Annotated in this window: 18 protein-coding genes; 2 read left to right on the top strand and 16 right to left on the bottom strand. The window is 73.8% G+C overall.

Annotation, left to right across the window (positions count from 1 at the left end):
• Positions 1-123 precede the first annotated feature (123 nt).
• The 10 genes from LIX60_RS25780 to LIX60_RS25735 form a co-directional block, all read right to left on the bottom strand.
• On the bottom strand, positions 124-1656 hold the full coding sequence (locus LIX60_RS25780; RefSeq protein WP_227961043.1) for an aldehyde dehydrogenase (NADP(+)): 1533 nt from the start codon (positions 1654-1656) through the stop codon (positions 124-126).
• A gap of 287 nt (positions 1657-1943) precedes the next feature.
• A complete protein-coding gene (locus LIX60_RS25775) occupies positions 1944-3278 on the bottom strand; it encodes a polysaccharide lyase family 1 protein (RefSeq protein WP_227961041.1) in 1335 nt (444 codons plus the stop codon).
• 44 nt (positions 3279-3322) lie between these two features.
• Complete coding sequence (locus LIX60_RS25770) at positions 3323-4687, bottom strand: sugar ABC transporter substrate-binding protein (RefSeq protein ID WP_227961039.1); 1365 nt, start codon at positions 4685-4687, stop codon at positions 3323-3325.
• A 162-nt stretch (positions 4688-4849) separates the two neighbouring features.
• A complete protein-coding gene (locus LIX60_RS25765) occupies positions 4850-6175 on the bottom strand; it encodes a Gfo/Idh/MocA family protein (protein ID WP_227961037.1) in 1326 nt (441 codons plus the stop codon).
• Between the two features lie 41 nt (positions 6176-6216).
• Positions 6217-7149: a carbohydrate ABC transporter permease gene (locus tag LIX60_RS25760; protein ID WP_308101822.1), complete on the bottom strand. Its 933-nt coding sequence runs from the start codon at positions 7147-7149 to the stop codon at positions 6217-6219.
• Positions 7149-8069 carry a carbohydrate ABC transporter permease gene (locus LIX60_RS25755; protein ID WP_019709607.1) on the bottom strand — a complete coding sequence of 307 codons (921 nt, stop codon included), beginning with the start codon at positions 8067-8069 and terminating at the stop codon, positions 7149-7151. The genes LIX60_RS25760 and LIX60_RS25755 overlap by 1 nt, the downstream gene beginning before the upstream one ends.
• A 217-nt stretch (positions 8070-8286) precedes the next feature.
• Complete coding sequence (araD, locus tag LIX60_RS25750) at positions 8287-10011, bottom strand: L-arabinonate dehydratase (protein ID WP_227962925.1); 1725 nt, start codon at positions 10009-10011, stop codon at positions 8287-8289.
• Positions 10012-10094: 83 nt separating this feature from the next.
• A complete protein-coding gene (locus LIX60_RS25745; RefSeq protein ID WP_227961035.1) occupies positions 10095-11000 on the bottom strand; it encodes a dihydrodipicolinate synthase family protein in 906 nt (301 codons plus the stop codon).
• A 352-nt stretch (positions 11001-11352) separates the two neighbouring features.
• Positions 11353-12063, bottom strand: a complete 711-nt coding sequence (locus LIX60_RS25740) for a GntR family transcriptional regulator (protein ID WP_227961032.1) — start codon at positions 12061-12063, stop codon at positions 11353-11355.
• Positions 12064-12227: 164 nt separating this feature from the next.
• Positions 12228-13436, bottom strand: coding sequence for a hypothetical protein (locus LIX60_RS25735; protein ID WP_227961030.1), 1209 nt, complete (start codon positions 13434-13436; stop codon positions 12228-12230).
• A 242-nt stretch (positions 13437-13678) separates the two neighbouring features.
• Here LIX60_RS25735 and LIX60_RS25730 point away from each other — a divergent pair, with 242 nt between their 5' ends.
• Positions 13679-14500, top strand: a complete 822-nt coding sequence (locus LIX60_RS25730) for an NAD(P)-dependent oxidoreductase (protein ID WP_227961028.1) — start codon at positions 13679-13681, stop codon at positions 14498-14500.
• An 88-nt stretch (positions 14501-14588) separates the two neighbouring features.
• On the opposite strand, the gene LIX60_RS25725 is transcribed toward LIX60_RS25730, so the two are convergent.
• From LIX60_RS25725 to LIX60_RS25700, 6 genes are all read right to left on the bottom strand, one after another.
• Positions 14589-15095, bottom strand: a complete 507-nt coding sequence (locus LIX60_RS25725; protein WP_227961025.1) for an NUDIX hydrolase — start codon at positions 15093-15095, stop codon at positions 14589-14591.
• Between the two features lie 100 nt (positions 15096-15195).
• Positions 15196-16185 (bottom strand): zinc-dependent alcohol dehydrogenase family protein, encoded by a 990-nt coding sequence (locus LIX60_RS25720; protein WP_227961023.1) that lies wholly within the window; start codon positions 16183-16185, stop codon positions 15196-15198.
• Positions 16182-17111, bottom strand: a complete 930-nt coding sequence (locus tag LIX60_RS25715; protein ID WP_374117919.1) for a carbohydrate ABC transporter permease — start codon at positions 17109-17111, stop codon at positions 16182-16184. Before LIX60_RS25715 ends, LIX60_RS25720 begins: the two co-directional genes overlap by 4 nt.
• Complete coding sequence (locus tag LIX60_RS25710; RefSeq protein ID WP_227961021.1) at positions 17108-18085, bottom strand: carbohydrate ABC transporter permease; 978 nt, start codon at positions 18083-18085, stop codon at positions 17108-17110. The genes LIX60_RS25715 and LIX60_RS25710 overlap by 4 nt, the downstream gene beginning before the upstream one ends.
• A complete protein-coding gene (locus tag LIX60_RS25705) occupies positions 18082-19440 on the bottom strand; it encodes a sugar ABC transporter substrate-binding protein (protein WP_227961019.1) in 1359 nt (452 codons plus the stop codon). The genes LIX60_RS25710 and LIX60_RS25705 overlap by 4 nt, the downstream gene beginning before the upstream one ends.
• 195 nt (positions 19441-19635) lie before the next feature.
• Positions 19636-20397: a DeoR/GlpR family DNA-binding transcription regulator gene (locus LIX60_RS25700; RefSeq protein WP_227961016.1), complete on the bottom strand. Its 762-nt coding sequence runs from the start codon at positions 20395-20397 to the stop codon at positions 19636-19638.
• A 377-nt stretch (positions 20398-20774) separates the two neighbouring features.
• Between LIX60_RS25700 and LIX60_RS25695 the strand changes: the two genes are divergently transcribed.
• Positions 20775-21989, top strand: a complete 1215-nt coding sequence (locus tag LIX60_RS25695; protein ID WP_227962923.1) for a TerD family protein — start codon at positions 20775-20777, stop codon at positions 21987-21989.
• The last annotated feature ends 156 nt before the right edge of the window (positions 21990-22145 follow it).

The raw sequence follows: 22145 nt of genomic DNA, 5'->3' as shown, positions 1-22145 counted from the left end.
GGTGCGGCCGCGCCCCTCTCTCCGGCCGCTCTCCGGCCGCGGGCGGGCGTCTCCCTCCGGCGCCGGTCCGTTACGCCGAACAGGTCCCCCGGGGCCCGCGGGCGCCGGGGGACGCGGTTCCGGTCAGAGCTCCGGACGGCCGTCGACGCGGCGCGGGAGGCCCAGCGGGTTGCCGTCCCTGAGCTCCGGGGGCAGCAGCGCCTGCGGGGTGTTCTGGTACGCCACCGGGCGGAGCCAGCGCTCGATCGCGGTGGAGCCCACCGAGGTGGAGGTGGAGGTGGTGGCCGGGTAGGGACCGCCGTGGTGCTGCGCCGGGGCCACGGCGACGCCCGTGGGCCAGCCGTTCACCAGCAGCCGGCCGGCCAGCGGGGTCAGCTCGGCGAGCAGCCGCGCGCCGGAGCCGTTCTCCTCCGCCGCCTCCCGCTCGCCGATGTGCACGGTGGCGGTGAGGTTGCCGGGCAGCCGCTCCAGGACCGCGGAGACCTCGGCCGCGTTCTCGTAGCGGACGACGACGGTGACGGGGCCGAAGCACTCCTCCAGCAGCAGCTCGTGGGCGTCGCCCCCGGCGAGCCGCGCCGCCGGGACGGTGAGGTACCCGGCGCCCACGGCCAGCTCGCCGCTCTCGCCGGGGGTGACCGGGCTGCCGACCCCGGGGAGGTCCAGCCGCTCGCGCACCCCGCGGACGAAGTTGTCGCGCATCCGGGTGTCGAGCAGCACCCCCGCCTCGGTCCGGCTGACCGCGTCGGTGAGGGCGGACAGCAGCCGGTCCCCGGCGGCGCCGGAGGGGGCCAGCACCAGGCCCGGCTTGACGCAGAACTGCCCGGTGCCGAGGGTCATGGACCCGGCGAGGCCGGTGCCGATCTCCTCGGCGCGCTCGTCCGCCGCGGCCTCGGTGACGACGACCGGGTTGAGGCTGCCCAGCTCGCCGTGGAACGGGATGGGGACGGGGCGGGCGGCGGCCGCGTCGAAGAGCGCCCGGCCGCCGCGGACCGACCCGGTGAACCCGGCGGCCGAGACCAGCGGGTGCTTGATCAGCTCGACGCCCGCCTCGAAGCCGTGCACCAGGCGGACGACATCGGCCGGGAGCCCCGCCTGTACGGCGGCGCGGCGCAGCACGGAGGCGCAGAGTTCGGAGGTCGCCGGGTGGTCGGGGTGCGCCTTGACGACGACGGGGCAGCCGGCGGCGAGCGCGCTGGCCGTGTCCCCGCCCGGGACGGAGAAGGCGAGCGGGAAGTTGCTCGCGGAGTAGACGGCGACGACACCGAGCGGGACCTTGTAGCGGCGCAGGTCGGGGCGGGGAACGGGCTTCAGGTCCGGGTCGGCGTGGTCGATCATCGCGCCGAGGAAGGAGCCCTCGTCGACGAGGTCGGCGAACGCCCTGAGCTGGTATGTCGTCCGGGCGAGCTCGCCGGTGAGCCGGCCGGGGCCGAGCGCGGTCTCCGCGTCGGCGGCCTCGACGACATGGTCACCGGCCTCGTCCAGCAGGTCGGCGGCCGTGCGCAGGAAGGCGGTGCGCACGGAGCGGTCGGCGAGACTGCCGCGGACCGCGTGCGCGGCGCGCACGGCCTCGTCGACCTCCGCGGGCGTGGCCTCGACGGCCACTTCCTCCCGCTGCTTCCCGGTCCGGGGATCGACGCTCCACACTGCTGTGGCCACTTGCGGTTCCTCCAGCTCGTACCACGTAGGCGGCGTTCGAGATACTGAACGCTGTTCCTGATGCTGAATACCCTTGGACCCTATTTCCGGGGCGTGGAGAGGGTCAAGGCTCGGCTCCCGGTGCTCCGCCGAGCGCCCGGGCCCCGGGGGCGTGCTCCCCGCGGGCGCGGGCGTGCGGCGTGCGGCGTGCCCGGGCCGGCCGGACTCCCGGAAGCACCGGAGGGACCGGCCGGCCCCGGCGGTCCCGGCACCCCGCCCGGGGCCGGGACCGCGGCCGTGCGCCCGGCTCAGCGCCGGCCGGCGCCCGCGTGCCGGGCCACCAGGTGCGGGACGGCGCGCGGGTGGTCGACACGGGGCCGGAGCTCCGGGGTCCAGCCCGCGTCGTCCCCGAGCCGTTCCTCCGGGACACCGGCGTTGTGGACGGCGAGCAGGTCCACGGCCTCCCCGTTCACCAGGTTGTCCCGCTCGGTGAGGGCCGTGCCCTTCCAGCTCTTGATCACCTTCGCGGGGTCCACCGTGTCCGGCAGGGTGAAGGCGTTGGCCTCGGCGACGAGCCGGGACTCGAAGCCGACCCCCCAGCTGTAGCCGTAGCGGTCGCCGGTCGTCAGATAGTGGTTGTTGTAGACGTCGACCTGCCCGAAACGCACCCGGGGCGCCCGTTCGGCCACGTCGCGGAAGAGGTTGTGGTGGAGGGTCACCCGCAGCCGGCCCCGGTCGGTGTCGCCCGCGCTGTCGCTGTTGCCGATCATCAGGGTCTTGTCGTGGTCGGCGAAGACGTTCCAGGAGGCGGTGACGAGGTCGGCGCCGCGCACGATGTCCAGCTCGCCGTCGTGCTGCTGGAACAGCACGCCGAAATAGCGCGGCTGTTCGCTGTCGGGGCGGCGGCCGTCGGTGAAGGTGTTGTGGTCGATCCAGACGTGGCGGGAGCCGTATACGACGAGGTTGTCGTACTCGGAGTTCCAGTTGCCGTCGGCGCCGTCGGTGGGGTCCCACTGCGGGAAGCAGTCGTACGCGTCCTCGAAGGTGACGCCCCGGATGACGACGTTCTCGGCGGCCCTGACCTGAAGGCTCGCGCCGAGCAGGCGGGCCCCGCGCCCCGCGCCGACGATGGTGGTGTTCGAGCCGACGGCCAGCCGCACCCGCTCCGCCTGGCGGGCGGCGGAGGCGGCGCGGGCGTCCTCCATCGGCCCGGAGGGGTCGGCGTCGCCCCAGCTGTCCGGGTCGTAGGCGGCGAGATAGCCGTCGAGGGTGTAGCCGTCGGTGGCGTAGTCGGCGCAGGAGAGGGGCCGGCCGGCGTCGTCGGTGTTGGCGTCGACCGTGCCGGCGATCCGGATGACCTTGGGGGTGGGATCGCCGCCGTTCAGCGCCGCGGCCAGCTCGGCCCGGGTGCGGACGGTGAAGACGTGGTCCGCGTCGGCGGCCGCGCCGCCGGTCGTGCCGCCCTCCGCCGAGGCCCAGCCGTCACCGGCCGGCAGCACCGGCCGGCCGCCGGACGGGGCGGGGACGGGAGCGGGGGCGGGCGGGGCCGGTGCCGCGGCCCCGGCCGGGGCGGGGGACAGGGCGAGCGCGGCGCCGCACAGCAGGGCGGCCACGGCACGCACATGACGTGACGCTCTCGGCATGTCGGACTCCTGGGGATCGTGGGGGAACGGAAGGAATCGGAGGCTCACTTCTCCTGCTGCTCCTTCCACTCCGCCCGGGCCTCGTTGAGGAGTCCGGCGAGCTTGTCGGCGAACTCCTTCGCGGTCATCTCGCCCAGCAGCAGCTTCTGGAAGTCCGGCTCGGTCCCGGCCTTGCTGATGTGGTTCCAGTCCGGCAGGTGGTATGGCAGCTGGACGATCTTCGTCTGGGGGTCGTTGACGGATTCCATGGCGGCCTTCACCGGCGCCGCGTCCTCGATCCAGGCGTCCCCGACGGCGTCCGTACGGGCCGGGATGGCGCCCGCCTCCTCGTTCCAGAGGCTGTTCATCTCGTGGGAGACGGCGAACTCGATGAACTTCCAGGCCGCGGCCTTGTTGTCGCTGCTCCGGAACAGCCCCAGCCCGTCGACCGGGTTGGACGGAATGGTGCGCGGCGCGCCGTCCGCCGAGGGCGGCAGCGGGATGCCGGCGATCCGGTCCTTGCCGAACGCCTTCACGTGGTCGGGGTACGAACCCAGGTTGTGCAGCAGCATCCCGATGTCGCCGCTGCCGAACTGGGCGACCATCTTGGTGAAGTCGTTGTTGAGGTCGGCGGCGGGCGTGGCCTTCTTGTAGAGGTCCGTGTACCGCTCCAGCGCCTCGACGTTCTCCGGGGCGTTGACCGTGGTCTTCTCCCCATCCCAGAAGGTGTCGACGCCGGACTGGGCGTACATCATGTCCAGCGCCTGGGCGACGGATCCGGCGCCGCCACGGATGGTGAAGCCGAACTTGTTGTCCTCCGCGTCGGTCAGCTTCTCCGCCGCCTCGTAGAACGTCTCCCAGTCGTCGGGCGCGTCCAGCCCCGCCTTCTCGAAGAGGTCCGTGCGGTACCAGAGGACGCTCTGGTTGGCGGAGGTCGGCACGGAGAACATCTCGTCGCCCTCGCCGCCCGCGGCGCGGACGCTCTCCACCATGCCGTTCGACAGCCTGCCCTTGAGCGGGCCGTCCTCGATGCGGTCGCCGACCGGCTCCAGCGCGCCCTGCGCCACCATGTTCGCCAGATCCGCGGTCTTGACGCCGCCGACGTCCGGCAGCCCGCCGCCGGCGATGGCGGTGTCGTACTTCGACTGCACCTCCGTGATCGGCACCGGCACGTACTTCACGTCGATGTCCGGGTGCTTCTTCTCGAAGGCCGCGATGATCTTCTTCCAGACGGGGGTGCGGACGCCGCCGTTGTTGTCCCAGAACTCGACGGTGCCCTTGCCGTCGCCCTCTCCCCCGGCCGCGTCGCCGGAGTCCCCGCAGGCGCTCGCGGTCAGGGCGAGCACGGCGGTGAGGGCCACGGCCGCGGCGGGCCGTACGGCTCTCCGGGGGCGTGGGCCGGGGCGCTGGTCCCGGTGTGCTGTCGTCATCTCGGCTCTCCTCGGTTCTCGGTTCTCGGTTCGGTGACGCGGGGGTCCCGGCCCCGCGGTGTGCTGCTGTGCCCGCGTACGGGTGCCTGCGTGCCGGCGCGGTGGTGTGCCGGCGTGCTCGTGGACCGGCCGGCCGTGTGCCGCGCCCGGCGGTCCCGGGGGCTACGGCCGCCGTTCCCCCTCTCCACCGGGCACCCCGGCCGGTACGGCCCAGTCCGCGCCCAGTTCGGAGAAGAGGGAGAGGGTCTCGGCGCTCGCCGCGACCAGCTCGTCGACACCGGAGATCACCCGCCGCGGTGCCGTGCCCCCGCTGCGCCAGGCCGGTCCGTCCGCCCGATGCCAGACCGGCTCCGTCAGCCGCACCGGCGGCGGCGCGGTCCGGACCGCCTCGACGACGCGGGTGAACGCGCCCGTGCGGTGCGCCGGTACGAGCAGGGGCGAGCCGGTGGCGAGGTGCGCGAGCAGGTCCTCCAGCAGGTCCGTCCGGCCGTAGAGGCGTTCCTCCGGGGCGTGCCCGGCGCGCTGCACCAGCACCCGGTCCCGCGTGTACCAGAAGGTGATCCGGCCCCGGTCGCCGTGGACGAGCAGATACGGATCGGCGGTCCGTTCGGCGCAGAGGGTCACGGCCACGGTGATCCGGGTGCCGCGTGCCGTGGTCAGCCGCAGGCAGGAGGTGTCGTCCGCCTCGATCGCGTGGGCCCGGTACTGCTCCAGTTCGATCCCGGCCAGGTCCTCGGCCCGGTCGCTGCCGTCGATGCGCAGCGCGGTGGCGACGGCGTGCGCGAGGGGGTTGGTGAGGACCCCGTCGACGACGTCCCGGCCGCCGAGGGTCCGCCGTCCGGCCCAGGGCGCGCGGGTGTAGTAGTCCTCGCCGCGCACCCAGGCCCCCGCGCCGCCGATGCCGCGCACCCGGCCGACGGCGCCGCCGCCGATCAGCCCGGCGATGGCGTCCAGGGCGTGCGAGCCCAGCGACTGGAAGCCGATCTGGCAGGCGGTGCCGGCCGCGGCGAGTCCCCCGGTCAGCCGCCGGAAGTCCTCGTAGGAGGGGGTCGGCGGCTTCTCCAGCAGCAGGTGCGAGCCCGCGCGGGCGGCGGTGAGCGCCAGCTCGGTGTGGGTGTGGATCGGTGTGCAGACGACGGTGATCCGCGCGCCGGTCCGTTCCAGCAGCCCGGCGAGGTCCGGGGACTGCTCGACCCCGTCGAAGCCGGCCAGTTCCTCCGCGGCGAGCGGCTGGAGTTCGCACACCCCGGCGAGCCGGACCCGCCCGGCCGCCTCGAGCCGCCGCAGGTTCTCCAGATGCCAGGAGCCGTGGCCGCGCCCGCCGGCGAGCACCACGGGCACCGGCCCGTCCGGTCCGTCCGCGGGCCCGGCCTCCGGCCGGGCGTCCGGCCCGGTGACCGGCCCGGCGACCGGCCCGGCGCGGAGCACCGCGTCCGGTACGGTGCCCGGCCCGGCCGGCCCGGCGTTCGCTCCGTCAACTGCCGTCATGTCTCTCCCCGATGTCCTGTCCCTGGCCGCCTCCGGGCGGCTCAGCCCTTGACCGCCCCGGCGCTGAAGCCGGCGATGAGCCACTTCTGGATGAAGGCGAAGACGATCACCACGGGTACGGCGGCCACGACGCCGCCCGCGGCCAGCGCGCCCAGGTCGACGCTCTCCGCGCCGATCGTGTAGTTGAGTCCGACGGGGATCGTGTACTTCTCCTGCGAGCTGAGGAACATCAGCGCGAAGAGGAAGTGGTTCCAGCTGTGCACGAAGGCGAAGGAACCGACCGCGATCAGCCCCGGCCGCAGCAGCGGCAGCACCACCGCGCAGAAGGCCCGGAAGCGCCCGCAGCCGTCGACCCAGGCGGCCTCCTCCAGTTCGGCCGGCACATTGCGGATGAACCCGCTGATGAGGATGAGCGAGAGCGGCAGCTGGAAGACGGTCTCGGCGATGACCACGCTCCACAGCGAGTTGACGAGGGCCAGCTCGCGGAAGATCTCGAAGAGCGGTACGAGCATCAGCGCGCCCGGGATGAACTGCGAGCACAGCAGCGCCAGCATGAAGCCGTTCCGGCCCCGGAACCGGAACCGGGCCAGGGCGTAGCCGCCGGCCAGTGCGACGGCCGTGGTCATCACCAGGGACGCGACGCCGACCAGCAGGCTGTTGCGGAAGAAGACCGCGAAGCCCAGGTCGTTCCAGACCTTGTCGAAGTGCGCGGCCGTGGCCGGCCAGGGCACCAGTGAGGTGGAGCCCGCCGGGCGCAGGGCGAACAGCAGCATCCAGTAGAACGGCACCAGGGTGAAGAGCAGATACAGCCCGAGGGGCAGGTGGATCTGCCAGCGCGGCGTGCGCTCCCCGGCCGGGCCGCCGCCGGTGCCGGGACCGCGCCGGAGGCGGCGCGCGGGGGGCGCGCCTCCGGTGTGCGCTCCGGTGCGTGCCCCGGTGGCCGAGCCCTGGTCGGTGATGGCGGTGGTGGTCATCAGCGGTCGCCCCCGAACTTGCTGAGCCGCAGGTAGAGGATCGAGCAGAAGAGGAGGATCACGAACGCGACGGTGGTGAGCGCGGAGGCGTAGCCGAAGTCGTGCCCGTGGATGCCGGTGTTGGCGACGTAGAGCGGCAGCGTGGTGGTCGCGCCGGCCGGTCCGCCGCCGGTGAGGGTGTAGAGCAGGTCGACGTTGTTGAACTCCCACACCGCCCGCAGCAGCGTGGAGAGGACGATCGCGTCCTTGAGGTGGGGCAGGGTGATGTGCAGGAACTGCCGCATCCGCCCGGCGCCGTCGACGGAGGCCGCCTCGTAGAGGTCCCGGGGGATGGACTGCAGATCGGCCAGGATGAGGATGGCGAAGAAGGGGACGCCGCGCCAGAGTTCGGCGAGGACGGCGGCCCAGAAGACGGTCCCGGGGTCGGAGAGCACCGAGGTGCCGTACGAGCCGACGCCGGCGTCCGCGAGATAGCGGCTGACGCCGGTGGACGGGTTGTAGAGCAGCATCCAGATGGTGGTGGTCAGCACGCCGGAGACGGCCCAGGGCGAGAAGACCAGGGCGCGGGAGATGCCGCGTCCCACGAACGTCTGGTTGACGATGAGCGCCAGCGCCAGGCCCAGCGCGAGCTGGAGCGAGACCTCGGTGCCGACCCACTGGGCGCTGAAGACCAGGCTCTGCCAGAACAGGTCGTCGGCGAGGAGGGCGGAGAAGTTGTCGAGGCCGGCGAAGCCGTTCCGCCAGGGCTTGGTGACGTTGTAGTGCCGGAGGCTGTAGTAGAGGACGCTGATCATGGGATAGGCGAGGAAGCCCAGCATGAGCAGCACGGCCGGTGAGATCAGCAGATACGGGAGACGGGCCGGGCCGCCCGCCCGGCGGCGGCCGGTCCCGCGGGGTTCCTTCGCCACGGCGAGGGCCATGACTGCTCCTTCACGTCGAGCGGGGCGAGCGGGTGCGGGGGTCGGGGTGGGGTGTGCGGGTCGGGTGCGGTGTGCCGGTGTCGGGTTGAGGGGGTGAGGGGTTGAGGGGTTGAGGGGTTAAGCGCTTACTACGCGGGGTGCGGCGGTCCCGTTCGACGGGACGGCGGACGGGGACGGAGGGCGGCTCGGCGGAGGCGCGGGGGCGCGGCGCGGGCCGCTAGCCCGCGTAGGGTTCGGGGACCTCGCCGGGCCGGGCCAGGAAGTCGAAGTCGCAGCCGGTGTCGGCCTGGGTGATGTGCCGCTGGTAGAGCGCGCCGTAGCCGCGCACGTACGGGGCGGGCGGCGGCCTCAGCTCCTCGCGGCGGCGGGCGAGTTCAACCTCGTCCACCTCCAGGCGCAGCAGCCGCGCCGGTACGTCGAGGGTGACGGGGTCGCCGGTGCGGACCAGCGCCAGCGGCCCGCCGACGTGCGACTCGGGGGCGATGTGCAGCACGCAGGCGCCGTAACTGGTGCCGCTCATCCGGGCGTCGGAGAGCCGCACCATGTCGCGCACTCCCTCCTTGAGCAGGTACGCGGGGATCGGCAGCATCCCGTACTCGGGCATCCCGGGGCCGCCGAGCGGGCCGGAGCCGCGGAGTACGAGCACGCTGTCGGCGGTGATGGAGAGCGCCGGGTCGTCGATGCGGTCCTGGAGCTGCCGGTAGTTCTCGAACACGACGGCGGGCCCGGTGTGCCGCAGCAGCCGGGGCTCGGCGGCGATGTGCTTGATCACGGCACCGTCGGGGGCGAGATTGCCGCGCAGTACGGCGATGCCGCCCTCCGCGGCCAGCGGATCGTCCAGGGGCCGGATGACGTCGTCGTCGTGGACGAGGGCCCCGGCGATCTGCTCGCGCAGCGTGGCGTGGGCGGCGGTGGGCCGGCCGAGGTGGAGGTGCCCGGCCTCCGCGAGCCGTGCCAGCAGGCCCGGCAGCCCGCCCGCGTAGTGGAAGTCCTCCATCAGATACGCGCCGCCGGGGCGGAGGTTGGCGAGGACGGGCACCCGGCGGGCGATGGCGTCGAAGTCGTCCGGGGTGAGCTTCACGCCCGAGCGGCCGGCCATCGCGATCAGATGGATGATGGCGTTGGTCGAACCGCCGAGCGCCACGGCGGTCGCGATGCCGTCCTCGAACGCCTCGCGGGTCAGGAGCTCCGGCAACCGCAGGTCCTGCCACACCAGTTCGACGGCGAGGCGTCCGGCCGCGGCGGCCATCCGGCTGTGCCCCGAGTCCACGGCGGGGATCGAGGAGGCGCCGGGCACGGTCACCCCCAGGGCCTCGGCGACGGCCGTCATCGTGGAGGCGGTGCCCATGGTCATGCAGTGGCCGGGCGAGCGGGCCAGGCCGCACTCCAGTTCGGCCAGTTCGCGGTCCCCGATGAGCCCGGCGCGCTTGTCGTCCCAGTACTTCCACATGTCGGTGCCGGAGCCGAGGGTCTCGCCGCGCCAGTGGCCGCGCAGCATCGGCCCGGCCGGGACGAACACGGCGGGCAGCCCGGCTGAGGCGGCGCCCATCAGCAGCGCCGGTGTGGTCTTGTCGCAGCCGCCCATGAGCACGGCACCGTCCACCGGATAGGAGCGCAGCAGTTCCTCGGTCTCCATCGCCAGCAGATTCCGGTAGAGCATGGGCGTCGGCTTCTGGAAGGTCTCCGAGAGCGTGGCCACCGGGAACTCCAGCGGGAAGCCGCCCGCCTGCCAGACGCCCCGCTTCACGGCCTCCGCGCGCTCGCGCAGATGCTGGTGGCAGGGGTTGATGTCGCTCCAGGTGTTGAGGACCGCGACGACCGGCTTGCCCAGGTGCTCCTCGGGCAGGTAGCCGAGCTGGCGGGTGCGGGCCCGGTGGCTGAAGGACCGCAGTCCGCCGGTGCCGTACCAGGCGTGGCTCCGCAGCTCCTCCGGGCTCTTCACCCGCTCGCGCCGGGCCGCGTCCGCGGACGGGCGGCCGTCCGGACGGGGCGCCGCCCCGGTACCGCCGGTGTTCCCGGGCCCGCTCATCGCAGGTCCCATCCCTTCAGCAGCGACGCGACGCGGCCGCGTTCCGGCTCGGGCAGCGGCCGGCTGGGCGGCCGCACCTCCCGCCGGCACAGGCCCAGAACGGCCATCGCCTCCTTGACGACGCTGACGTTGTTCGCCGCCTGCCGCTCCGCGCGCAGCGCCTCGAACTCCCGTACGCGCTCCCAGACCTCCATGGCGGCGGGGTAGTCCCCGGCGCGCAGCGCCACCAGCATCGCCAGCGACAGCCGGGGGGCGACGTTGACCAGACCGGAGGTGAAGCCGGTGGCCCCCACCGCCCAGTACGACGGCGCGTACAGCTCGGCCAGTCCGGCGACCCAGGTGAACCGGTCCAGGCCCGCGTCCCGGGCGACCGCCGCGAACCGCGCCGCGTCCGGCACCGCGTACTTCACGCCGACCACATTGGGGCAGAGTTCGCCGAGCCGCGCGATGCGCTCCCCGTCCAGCAGCTCGTTGCGGATGTACGGGACGACACCCAGCTCGGGCACCGCCTCGGCGATGGCGCGGTGGTAGTCGACCCAGCCGTCCTGCGACACGTACGGGTGCACCGGCTGATGGACCATCACCATCTCGGCGCCGCAGTCCCGGGCGTGCCGGGCGGCGCCGACGGCGGTGGGCACGTCGTGGCCGACCCCGGCCACGACGGTCGCCTGCCCGCCGGTCTCCGCCATGGTCTCCTCGACGACGGTGCGCCGCTCCTCGGGCGTGAGGGCGTAGAACTCCCCGGTGTTGCCGTTCGGGGTGACGGTGACGACTCCCCCGTCGAGCAGCCGGCGCAGCAGCGCGCGGTAGGTGGCCCGTTCGACGCGGCCTTCCGCGCCGAACGGCGTCACCGGTATCGCCACGACCTCGGCGAGAGCCGCTTTCAGCCGTGCCTGGTCCATGCTGTCCGCCCTTTCCGTGCGCGGCGCGTGCCGCGGTCTGCGCTCCGGGCCGCCGTTCGCGGGGCGGTCCGTCGCCTGGATGGCGGCCCGCCGGGTGGTGACGGGCCGTCGGTGCGGTGCTGATTGCGTGCTGTGCGGTGCGGTGCGGTGTTGCGTGCGGTGCGGGTGCCGGATCGTGGCGCCGGCCCGGGCGACTCGGTGGACCGGTACCGCGGTTGGCCGGTGATGCTCCGGCCGGTGCTGCCGTCGTGCCGTGCGGGTGGTGCGGGTGGTGCGGTGTGGTGCGGGTCGTGTGGTGCGGGTGGTGCGCGGTCCGAGGCGTGGCCGGCGCCGGACGCCGTCCGGACCGCGGTCAGGGAGCGGCGGGCCGCTCCGGCACCGCCGTGTCCGGCGCCGCAGCATCCGGTACGGCGTCCGGGAAGGCCCGCCGCACGAAGGAGCCGATGTGGTCGTGGAGCAGCCGGGCCGCGCCGTCCGCGTCCCCCGCGAGCGCCGTGCGCAGGATCTCCCGGTGCTCGCGCGCCTCCCGTTCCCAGGACGGCACCGACGCCCAGGCGACCGCCGACACCAGCGCCGCCTGGTCGCGCAGATCGTCGAGCATCCGTGCGAGCAGCGGATTGCCGCACGGCAGGTACAGCGCCCGGTGGAAGTCCCGGTTGGCCAGGCTCCGGTCGGCCCGGTCCGAGGAGTGGTCGGCGCGCTCCAGCGCCTCCCGGGCCTCCTCCAGCGACGCCTCGCGGGTGACGGAGCGGCGCAGCGCCTCCGGCTCCAGCAGCAGCCGGACGTCGTAGACCTCGCGGGCCATGGCGGCGTCCACGGTCCGCACGGTGACGCCCTTGTACTGGTTCATGACGACGAGCCCGGAGCCCGCGAGCGTCTTCAGGGCCTCCCGCACCGGGGTCTTGGAGACGCCGAACCGCTGCGCCAGCTCCGTCTCCACCAGCGCCTGGCCGGGGCTCAGCCGGCCGGTGAGGATGGCGTGCTTGACGGCCTCCAGCACGACCTGGGTGCGGGAGGGGATCGGGGCCGGGGTGGCGGGGAGCGGGCCGGGCGCAGTGACCATGAAGGCTCTCAGATCTCGCGTATCGCGTCTCATATATGACGTACGAAGGACGACGCGATGAAGCTAGGGCCGGGCCGCCGTCCCGTCAATGCCCCGCGCACCACGAGATGTCCGCGGCCCCCGGCGGACCGGGGGGCGCCAACCGGGCCGCCCGGCCCGCCCGTTCAGCCGAGGAACGCCCCGACCTGCGCGAGGTCGGCGTCGGAGGCCAGTCCGGCGTGGTAGAGCCGGAGTTCGTCCGCGCCCAGTCCGGCCGCGTGCGCCGCGTCCGCCGCCAGCGTCGCCGGGCTGCCGCCCATACCGGAGACGACCGTGAAGTTCGCCGCGAGGACCGCCCCTTCGGGCCGGACCCGGACGAACGGGTCCAGAACGGCCGCCCGCGCCGCCCGTCCGCCCTCGCCTCCCGCGCAGGGCAGCACGGCGCCGTCGGCGTACTCCAGCAGATCCTCCGGGTCCGCGCCGGCGTTGGCCCCGCACCGGTGCCAGGCCGGGTCGGCGTGGAGCAGCACCTGGAACCCCGGCCGCGCCGCCCGGCGCACCGCTGCGACCGCCGCCCGCCGGAGTCCGCCCGCGACGCTCCGGCGCCAGCGGCGCGTCACATCGGCGAGTTCCTCCCCGAGCAGTTTCTCCACCGCCGCCCACTCCGCGTCCCGGTCCCCGGCCGGGCCCGCCTCCGGTCCGGGCTCCCCGCGCCACAGCGGCTCCAGGGCCGTCACCACCGCGGCCCGCAGCCGTTCCGGATCCCCGCCCGCCCCGGCGTACCCCTCCTCGCAGACCTCGCAGAAGCAGAGCGACATCAGATAGTGCCCGGCGCCGCCGAGCGCGACCCCGGCCGTCTTGTCGTGCGCGTGCAGATGCGCCAGGCCGTACCAGCCGCAGGACTCCAGTTCGGTGCCGCGCGCCCCGGGCCGTACGGCGGCCTCGGCGGCCAGCTCCACCGCGTACTCCCGCACCTCGGGCCGGGCGATGCAGGGCGCCCACGGATACCGGTCGCCGTAGGCGTTGCGCACGGTGGTCTCCGGATGCTCCTCGCCCAGCCGGGAGTTGTGCGCCAGCACCACCCAGCTGTGCACCTCCAGCCCCGCCCCGGCCAGCGCCTCCGCCGCCTCCCCGAACGGATCGCGGCCCTCGGTCCACCGCTGCTCGTACGGTCTCAGCACGCGCCCCGACCAGCGGGCCGGGTCGGGCGGGTAGAGCACCGCCGAGTGGCGCGCCGTGACGATCCGGTGCCGGGGGTGGCGGGGTGTCAGGGCGCGGGTCGAGTGGTAGGCGGAGGCCAGCGTCACCTGCCGCACCCCCAGCCGGGCCAGCCGGACCGGGGCGTACGGATCACCGACCACGTCCCAGGGGTAGAGAAAGGCCGAGGCTCGCATGTCGTCTCCTCACCGGCCCGCCGCCCGCTCGGCCGGCGGACCCTCCGCGGAAGCGGTCACGCTAAGGCGGCGCCCGGAAGCGGTCAAGACAGCGGCCACGGGGGGATGACAGCGCTTACTACACGATGGCAGAGTCTTCCCCGGAGATCGTGAACAGGCTCCGCCGCGCACGGCCGCACACCACGTCCGCCCCGAACCGGCCCCCGGCCCGCCGGCCGCCGCCCTCCCGAGGAGACACCGCCATGCCCGCAGACCGCACCGTCCTGCTCACCGGAGCCGCCGGCGGCCTCGGCACCCTGATGCGCGACCTGCTGCCCCCGTACGGCTACACCCTCCGGCTGCTCGACCGCGTGCCGGTGCCGGACGTCCCCCACGGCACCGAGGCGGTCACGGCCGACCTCGCCGACCGGGAGGCCCTCCGGGAAGCGGTCCGCGGTGTCGACGCGATCGTCCATCTCGCCGGGATCTCCCTCGAATCCACCTTCGAGAACATCCTCGACTCCAACATCCGGGGCACCTACCACCTCTACGAGGCCGCCCGTGAAGAGGGCGTGCGCCGCGTGGTCTTCGCCTCCAGCAACCACGCCGTCGGCTTCCTCCCCCGCCCCGCCGGCGAGGACGCCCCGCCGCTGCCCGTCGAGGCCCCTCACCGGCCCGACACCTTCTACGGCCTCTCCAAGTGCTTCGGCGAGGACCTGGCCTCCCTCTACTGGGACAAGCACGGCATCGAGACCGTCTCCCTCCGCATCGGCTCCTGCTTCCCCGAGCCCACCACCGTCCGGATGCTCTCCCTCTGGCTCAGCCCGCCGGACGCCGCCCGGCTGCTGCACGCGGCCCTGACCGCCGAGGACGTCGGCCACACCGTCGTCTACGGCAGCTCCGCCAACACCCGCCTGTGGTGGGACCTCTCCTCCGCCCGGGCGCTGGGCTACGAGCCGCGGGACGACTCGGAGCCGTACGCGGCGAAGCTCGTCGCCGAACAGGGCGCCCTCGACCCGGACAACCCCGACCACGCCCATCTCGGCGGCCACTTCTGCACCAACCCGCCCCGCTGGCCGCACTGACCGGCCGCACCGGTGCGGCCGCGCCCGTCCGGCCGCACCGTCCCCCGCCGCCCGGAGGCGCGGGCGGCGGTCCTCAGGCCGGGGGTCCTCAGGCCGGGGGCCGGGGTTCCGTGTCCCGTGCGGCGGCGCAGAGGGCCGCCAGGTACTCGTCCACGGGCTGGACACGGCCGGAGAGGGGCTCCGCGGCGGCGCGCCAGTGGATGGCGGCGATCTCCTCGTTCGGGGTGAACGGGCGGGGCACCGAGGTCCGTCCGGTGTAGACGGCCCCGTACACCAGGCGCCGCCGGCGCCCCAGGGTGTAGAGCCCGTAGCCGGTGAAGCAGAGCTCGTCGGCGACCTGGCCGGACTCCTCGGCGAGTTCGCGGACCGCCGCCTCGCGCGGGCTCTCCCCGTCCTCGATGCCCCCGCCGGGCAGCTCCCAGGTGGCGCGGTCCCGCTCGTAGACCATCAGCAGTCTGTCACCGTGCCACAGCGCCACGAGGGACATGCCGATCCCGGCCTCGCGGAAGCGGGTGTCCTCGGGGACGCGGCGGAACGCGTGCAGGATGAGGCCGCGGCCGTCGCTGACCAGGGAACCGGTGCGTGCTCGTCTCATTCTCCGGACTCTACGGCCGGAACGGCGCGGTCCGCGGACGGGAACGGAACGGAACGGGACCGCGCGGGCGGGCGTCCGGGCCGGACGCCCGCCCGCGGCGTCACGGCACGACCACGATCTTCCGGCCCTCCCCCGCCGCGAACCGCTCCAGCGCCTCCGGGTAACGCTCCAGCGGCATCCGGTCGCTGATGAAGACCCCGGGGTCGATGACGCCCGCCGCGAAGAGCTCCGCGGCACGTTCGTAGCTGTGCAGGACGGCCATCGAGCCGGTGATGGTGATCTCCTGGTTGTAGATCCGGTACGGCTCGATGACGGCGGTCGTGGCGTAGTCGGCGACCCCGAACTGCAGGAAGGTGCCGGCCTTGGCGACCCGCCCCAGGCCGTCCTGGATCGCCGCGGCGTTGCCGGTGGCGTCGATGACGACGTCCCAGCCCCCGGGCCGGGAGAGCTCGGCGGCGGCCGCCGCCGAGCCGGAGCAGCCCAGCTTGCGTGCGGTGGCGAGGCGTTCGGCGCTGATGTCGACGACGTCGACGCTCGCGGCCCCGGTCCGCTTGGCGAGCTCCAGCATCATCAGGCCCATCGTGCCGGAGCCGTAGATGAGCACATGGGCGCCCATCCGCGCCGACAGCACGTCATAGCCGCGCACGGCGCAGGACAGCGGCTCGATGAGCGCGGCGTCCTGGAGGCCCACGTGGTCCGGGAGCTTGACGCAGTTGGCGGCCGGGGCGAGGGCGTACTCGGCCGCGCCGCCCGCCGCGGACACGCCGATGGCGGCCCACCGGTCGCACAGATTGTTGCGTCCCGTACGGCAGTAGCGGCACTCCTGGCAGTACAGCGAGGGGTCCACCGCCACCCGGTCGCCGGCCTTCAGCTCGCTGACGGCGCTGCCGGTGCCGACCACCTCGCCGGCGAACTCGTGCCCCGGCACCAGCGGCAGCGAGGGGGCGAACTCGCCCTGCAGGATGTGGAGATCGGTTCCGCACAGCCCGCAGGCGGCGACCTTGACGACCACCTCCCGGGGCCCGGGAGCGGGGTCGGGGACGGTGGCCAGTACGGCCTTGCCGGGCGACTCGATGACGGCGGCTCTCACTTGACGGCTCCCAGAGACAGGCCCTGAACGAGTTTGTCCTGGGCGGCGAACCCCGCGGCGAGCACCGGCAGGGAGATGACGACGGAGGCGGCGCACACCTTGGCCAGGAACAGCCCCTGGCTGGTGATGAAACCGGTCAGGAAGACCGGCGCGGTCTGCGCGGTCACCCCGGTGAGGACCCGGGCGAACAGCATCTCGTTCCAGCTGAAGATGAAGCAGATCAGCGCGGTGGCGGCGATGCCGGGCCCCACGAGCGGGGCGATCACCCGGCCGAGGACGGTGGGCAGCCGCGCCCCGTCGAGCTGTGCGGCCTCGATGAGGGCGGCGGGCACCTCGGCGAGGAAGGACTGCATCATCCACACCGCGATCGGCAGGTTCATCGAGGTGTAGAGGAGGACGAGCAGCCAGATGTTGTCGAGCAGCCCGGTGTTCCGGGCGAACAGGTACACCGGCAGCAGCCCGGCGATCACCGGCAGCATCTTCGTCGACAGGAAGAAGAACAGCACGTCCCGCCATTTGCGCACCGGCCGGAGGGACAGGGCGTACGCCGCCGGGAACGCCAGCAGCAGCACCGCGGCGGTGGAGAAGAGCGACGCCATCGCCGAGTTGGCCAGCGAGGGCCAGGGGCCGGCGGCGCCGGCGGCGAAGAACTCGCGGTAGCCCTCCAGCGTGAGCGGGGCGGCGAGCGAGGGCGGGTTGGTCGCGGCGTCGGCCTCGGAGTGCAGGGAGGTGAGGGTCATCCAGGCCACCGGCAGGAAGAACACGATGCCGGCGAGCCAGGCCAGCATCCCGAGCGCGGTGTTCCGGCGCCGGGCGCGCCGCACCGCCGGATGCGGGACGGTACGGCCGGGGGGCCCGGCGGGGGCGGACGCCGCCGCCGGCGCGGCGGGCGCGGCGGGGACGGGGGCGGGAGCGGGGGCGGTCATGACCCGGACACCTCCTCGCTGAACAGGGACGAGACCACGCGCAGGGCGAAGACGGCGATGGCGATCGAGCCGATGACGACCAGCACCCCCGCGGCCGAGGCGAGGCCGTACTCATGGGCCTTGTAGAAGGTGTGGTAGATCGTGTACGGGAGGTTGGCGGTGCCCAGCGACCCGGCGGTGAGGGTGAACACCGCGTCGAAGTGCTGCACGATGTAGATCGAGCCCAGCAGCGCCCCCAGTTCCAGATAGCGCCGCAGGTGCGGCAGCGTCAGATAGCGGAACACCTGCCAGGAGCCGGCGCCGTCCAGCCGGGCCGCCTCGGCCGTCTCCAGCGGCCGGCTCTGCAGCCCCGCCAGCAGGATGAGCATCATGAACGGCGTCCACTGCCACACCAGGGACGCCGCCACCGCGGGCAGCGGCATGTCGGAGAGCCAGTCGGGCTGGACGGGGTCGTCCACGCCGAAGAGCCCGCCCAGCCAGGCGAGGGCCCCGTTGAACAGCCCGTACTCCGGGTTGTAGAGGGCGTGCTTCCACAGCAGCGCGGCGGCCACGGGGACGATCAGGAAGGGGGCGATGAGCATCGTGCGCACCACGCCCCGGCCGCGGAAGGACCGGTCCAGCAGCAGCGCCAGGCCGAGCCCCAGGAGCAGGCTCGCCAGCACCACGGACACGGTGAGCACCACCGTGGTGACGACGGAGGACCGCAGCCGCGGGTCGGAGAGCACCGTGCCGTAGTTGGACAGCCCGGTGAACTCCCGGCCGCCGGGGTCGAGTGCGTACCAGTCGAACACGGAGATGAAGAGCGTCGCCGCGAACGGGAGCTGGGTGACGGCGATCAGGAAGACCAGCGCGGGCAGCAGGGGGGCGCGGGTGGCCCAGGCCCGCAGCCGCGCGGGGGCGGCCGGGGCCTGCGCGGGCGCGCGGGGCGGGGAGGCGGCGGGCGGCGGGGAGGCCGCGGTGAGCTGTCCGGTCATTTGTTCCGGTACTCCTTGCCGACCGCCTCGGCCAGCCGCTGCGAGGCGGCGAGCGCCTGCTTCACCGACTTGCGTCCGGCGATGGCCGCGCTGATCTCCTGGGAGACCTTGGTGCCCAGGTCGGTGAACTCGGGTATGCCGACGAACTGGATGCCGGGCGCGGGCCGCTTCTGCACGCCCGGGTCGCGCGGGTCGGCCCCGGTGATGGCGGTCCGGGCCACCTCGGAGAAGGCTCCCGCCGCCTTGCGGTACTCGGGGCGCTCGTAGGTGGAGGCGCGCTTCCCGGCCGGTACGTTGGCCCAGCCGATCTCCTCGCCGACCAGTTCCTCGTACTCCTTGCCGGAGGCCCAGGAGATGAACTTCCAGGCGTCGTCGGCGTTGTCCGAAGCCTTCTGCACCCCCCACGCCCAGGTGTAGAGCCAGCCGGAGCTCTCGGTCTCCTCCACCGGGGCGGGCACGTAACCGATCTTGCCCTTCACGGGGGAGCCGGAGGCCTCCAGCGATCCGGCGCCGGCGGTGGCGTCGTACCACATGGCCGTCTTGCCCTGGGTCATGTTGTTCAGGCACTCGGCGTACCCGGCCTGGGCGGCCCCCGCCTCGCCGTGCTCGCGCACCAGGTCCACGTAGAACTCGGTGGCCTCGGTGAACTCGGGGGAGGTGAGCCGGGCGTTCCAGTCCTCGTCGAACCAGGTGCCGCCGAAGGTGTTGACGACCGTGGTCAGCGGTGCCATGACCTCGCCCCAGCCGGGCAGTCCGCGCAGGCAGATGCCCTTCATGCCCTTCTCCTCGGCGTCCACCTGCTCGGCGAGGTCCGCGACCTCCTGCCAGGTGGGCTTCTCGGGCATGGTCAGCCCGTGCTTCTCGAAGACGTCCCGGCGGTACATCAGGAAGGACGACTCGCCGTAGAAGGGCTGGCCGTAGAGCTTGCCGTCCTCGCCGGTGAGCGAGAGCCGCATCGGCTCCAGGACGTCGTCCTGGTCGAACGCCTCGTCCTCGTCCACATAGGAGTCGAGGGCGTGCAGCCAGCCGTTGCCGGCGTAGATCGGCGCCTCGTAGTTGCTGATGGTGGCGACGTCGTACTGGCCGGCCTGGTTGGAGAAGTCCTGGCTGATCTTGTCGCGGACGTCGTTCTCGGGCAGCACCGTGAAGTTGACCTCGATGCCGGTCTCCTTGGTGAAGTGCTCGGCGGTGAGTTTCTGCAGCTCGGTCATCGGCGGGTTGTTGACCATGAGCACATTGATCGAGCCGTCCTCCGAGGCCGTGCCGCCGGCCCCGGCGCAGGCCGCCAGGAGACTGCCGGCCACCGCGGTGGCGATCAGGGTGCGTACCGGGGTGCGGATGGTTCTGCGTCGCATGTCGGGCTCCTTGCCGTGGGCGGGGTGAGGGCGGTCGGGGGGTGGCGGGGCTGGAGGGGGTGGAGGGACGGGTGCGCGGGTGTGCGGTGCCGTACCGCCGGCGGTGGGTGGGTCGCGGACGGTCCGTGGTGGACGGTGTGCCTGTCGGGGGTGTGCGGGTGGTTCCGGGGGCGCGCGGCCGGTGGCCGGCGCCGGTCACACGCGGATGACCTGCGGCCCCAGGAGGGAGTAGCGGTGGGCTTCGGAGGACGGCAGGGCGGTGCCGGTGACGATCGCCTCGAAGTCGGAGACCTCCGCGAAGCGGCAGAAGCCCACGGCTCCGAACTTGGTGTGCACACCGGCGAAGACCCGGCGCCGTGCCGCCCGTACGGCGGTCGCCTTGACCTCGCCGACCACCGGGTCGGGTGTGGTCAGGCCGTGGAGCCGGGAGATGCCGTTGGCTCCGAGGAACGCCAGGTCGATGACGAATCCGGAGAGCATCCGGGTCGCCCAGTGGCCGACCGTGGCCAGGGTGCCGCCGCGCACCCGGCCGCCCAGCAGGAGCACGGTGAAGTTGTCCCGTCCGGCCAGCGTCCTGGCGGTGGCCAGGGAGGTGGTCACGACGGTCAGCTGGCGGTCCCGGGGCAGCGCCTCGGTGATGAGCTGCGGGGTGAAGCCCTCGTCGACGAAGAGCGTCTCGGCCTCGCCGAGCAGTTCGGCCGCCGCGGCGGCGATCCGCCGCTTCTCGGGCACATGCAGGGTGGCGCGGAAGGCGAGCGTCGTCTCGAACCCCGGTGTCTCCACCGGGTAGGCGCCGCCATGGGTGCGGCGCACCAGGCCGTGGTCCTCCAGGACCCGCAGGTCACGGCGGATGGTCTCCTTCGCGACGGCCAGTTTCTCGGCGAGCCGGGTGACCTCCACCGCACCCGTGTCCCGGGCCAGGGCGACGATCTCCCGCTGCCGTTCCTCGGCGTTCACCGGCGCACCTCCTCGACTCGCCCGGCCCGGCTCCCGGGGGTCTCCCGGAGCAGCTGTGCCCGTGCGGGCCGTGAGGAGATTTGTACAGCGCGCGCAACGGCCCGGCCAGGTTCCTGCGGGTGGCGATCCTGCCCGTCTGTGCCCGTTCCCGGAAGACTTCCGGAACGGTTCGACCTGGTGGGACGCGGACGCGGCCGCCCGCGCCGGTGCCCGAACGGCGGACCCCGGATGCCCGTTCGGTGCCCGTTCCGCCACGGCGGCCTGTCCGCGGCTGCCCGCTGCGGGCGGGGACGGCCGGACGGGGCTCCCCTCCCCGCCGGACGGGTTGGGTAATGGAACCGTAAAGCCGGGCCGATCGTTACCCTGGCATGACCGCTATGACCCCCGGCTCGAACATCCCTCTCTCCGTCCCCCGTGTGGCGGTGGACGTCACCGCACCGGCGCGGCTCGACGTATCGGGCCTGCTCCTGACCTCCGACGGAAAAGTCCGTTCCGACGAGGACTTCGTCTTCTACAACCAGCCCGGCGCCCCGGGGGTGACCCACCGCGGCGGTGGCGGCGGCACCCCCGACACCATCACCGTGGACACCGGCGCCGTACCGGCCGGGATCGACAAGGTGGTGGTGACGGCCAGCCTCGACGCCCCGGGGGCGACGTTCGCCGGCACGGAGCCGACGGCCACGGTCCGCAACGCCGACGACGGCTCGGTGCTCGCCACGTTCACCCCGCCGCGTCTCGGCCCGGAGACCGCCCTCGTGGTGGCCGAGGTGTACCGCAGGGGCGGCGCCTGGAAGGTGCGTGCCGTCGGGCAGGGATACGCCGACGGACTGGCGGGCATCGCCACGGACTTCGGCGTGAGCGTGGAGGAGCCCGCCGCCCCGGCCGCCCAGCCGGCTCCCCCGCCGGCCGCCGCCGCGGCTCCCCCGCCCCCGCCTCCGGCCGCGCCCGCGATGCCGGCGGCTCCGGCCCCGGCCGCTCCGGCGGCCCCGCCCGCGGCCCCCGCCGCTCCCGGAACCGGGAAGATCAACCTGGACAAGGGCCGGGTCAGCCTGCAGAAGAACCAGACGGTCTCCCTGGTGAAGGGCGGCCGCCCACTGCTGACCTCCGTGCGGATGGGCCTCGGCTGGGAGCCGGCCTACCGGGGCAAGGACATCGACCTCGACGCCTCCGTGATCGCCTACGGCCCGGACCGCAAGAAGATCGACGCCTGCTACTTCGGCAAGCTCACCATTCTGGGCGGCGTCATCCAGCACTCCGGTGACAACCTCACCGGCGAGGGCGGCGGTGACGACGAGGCGATCACCGTGCACCTGGGCGATGTGCCACAGCAGGTCACCGGACTGGTGTTCACGGTGAACTCCTTCTCCGGGCAGAAGTTCACCGAGGTCTCCAAGGCGTACTGCCGGCTGCTGGACGGCGCGGGCCAGGAGCTGGTGCGCTTCGACCTGACGGGGGCCGAGCCCCGCACGGGCGTGATGATGTGCAAGCTCATCCGGCAGTTCTCGGGCGAGTGGGAGATGACGGCGATGGGCGAGTACGTCGACTCCCGCACGGTCCGGGGCATGGTGAAGCCGGGCGCCAAGGCGCTGTAGGGGCCGTGCGGCGGGCGGCCGTTGGCGCCGCCCGCCGCCGTCCGCCCGCCGTCCCGTCGTGGTGGCCGGACGCCCGGCCCCGGCCCGGAGCGGGTGCGGGACCGCGGCGGAGCCCCGGGGCGGGACCGGGCGTCCGGGGTTCGGGGGCCGGGCGTC

This window comes from Streptomyces sp. S07_1.15 (assembly GCF_020739505.1).
Classification (GTDB): domain Bacteria; phylum Actinomycetota; class Actinomycetes; order Streptomycetales; family Streptomycetaceae; genus Streptomyces; species Streptomyces xinghaiensis.
Note: the sequence above shows the minus strand (reverse complement) of the source record. Positions and strands in the feature narration are given on the sequence as shown.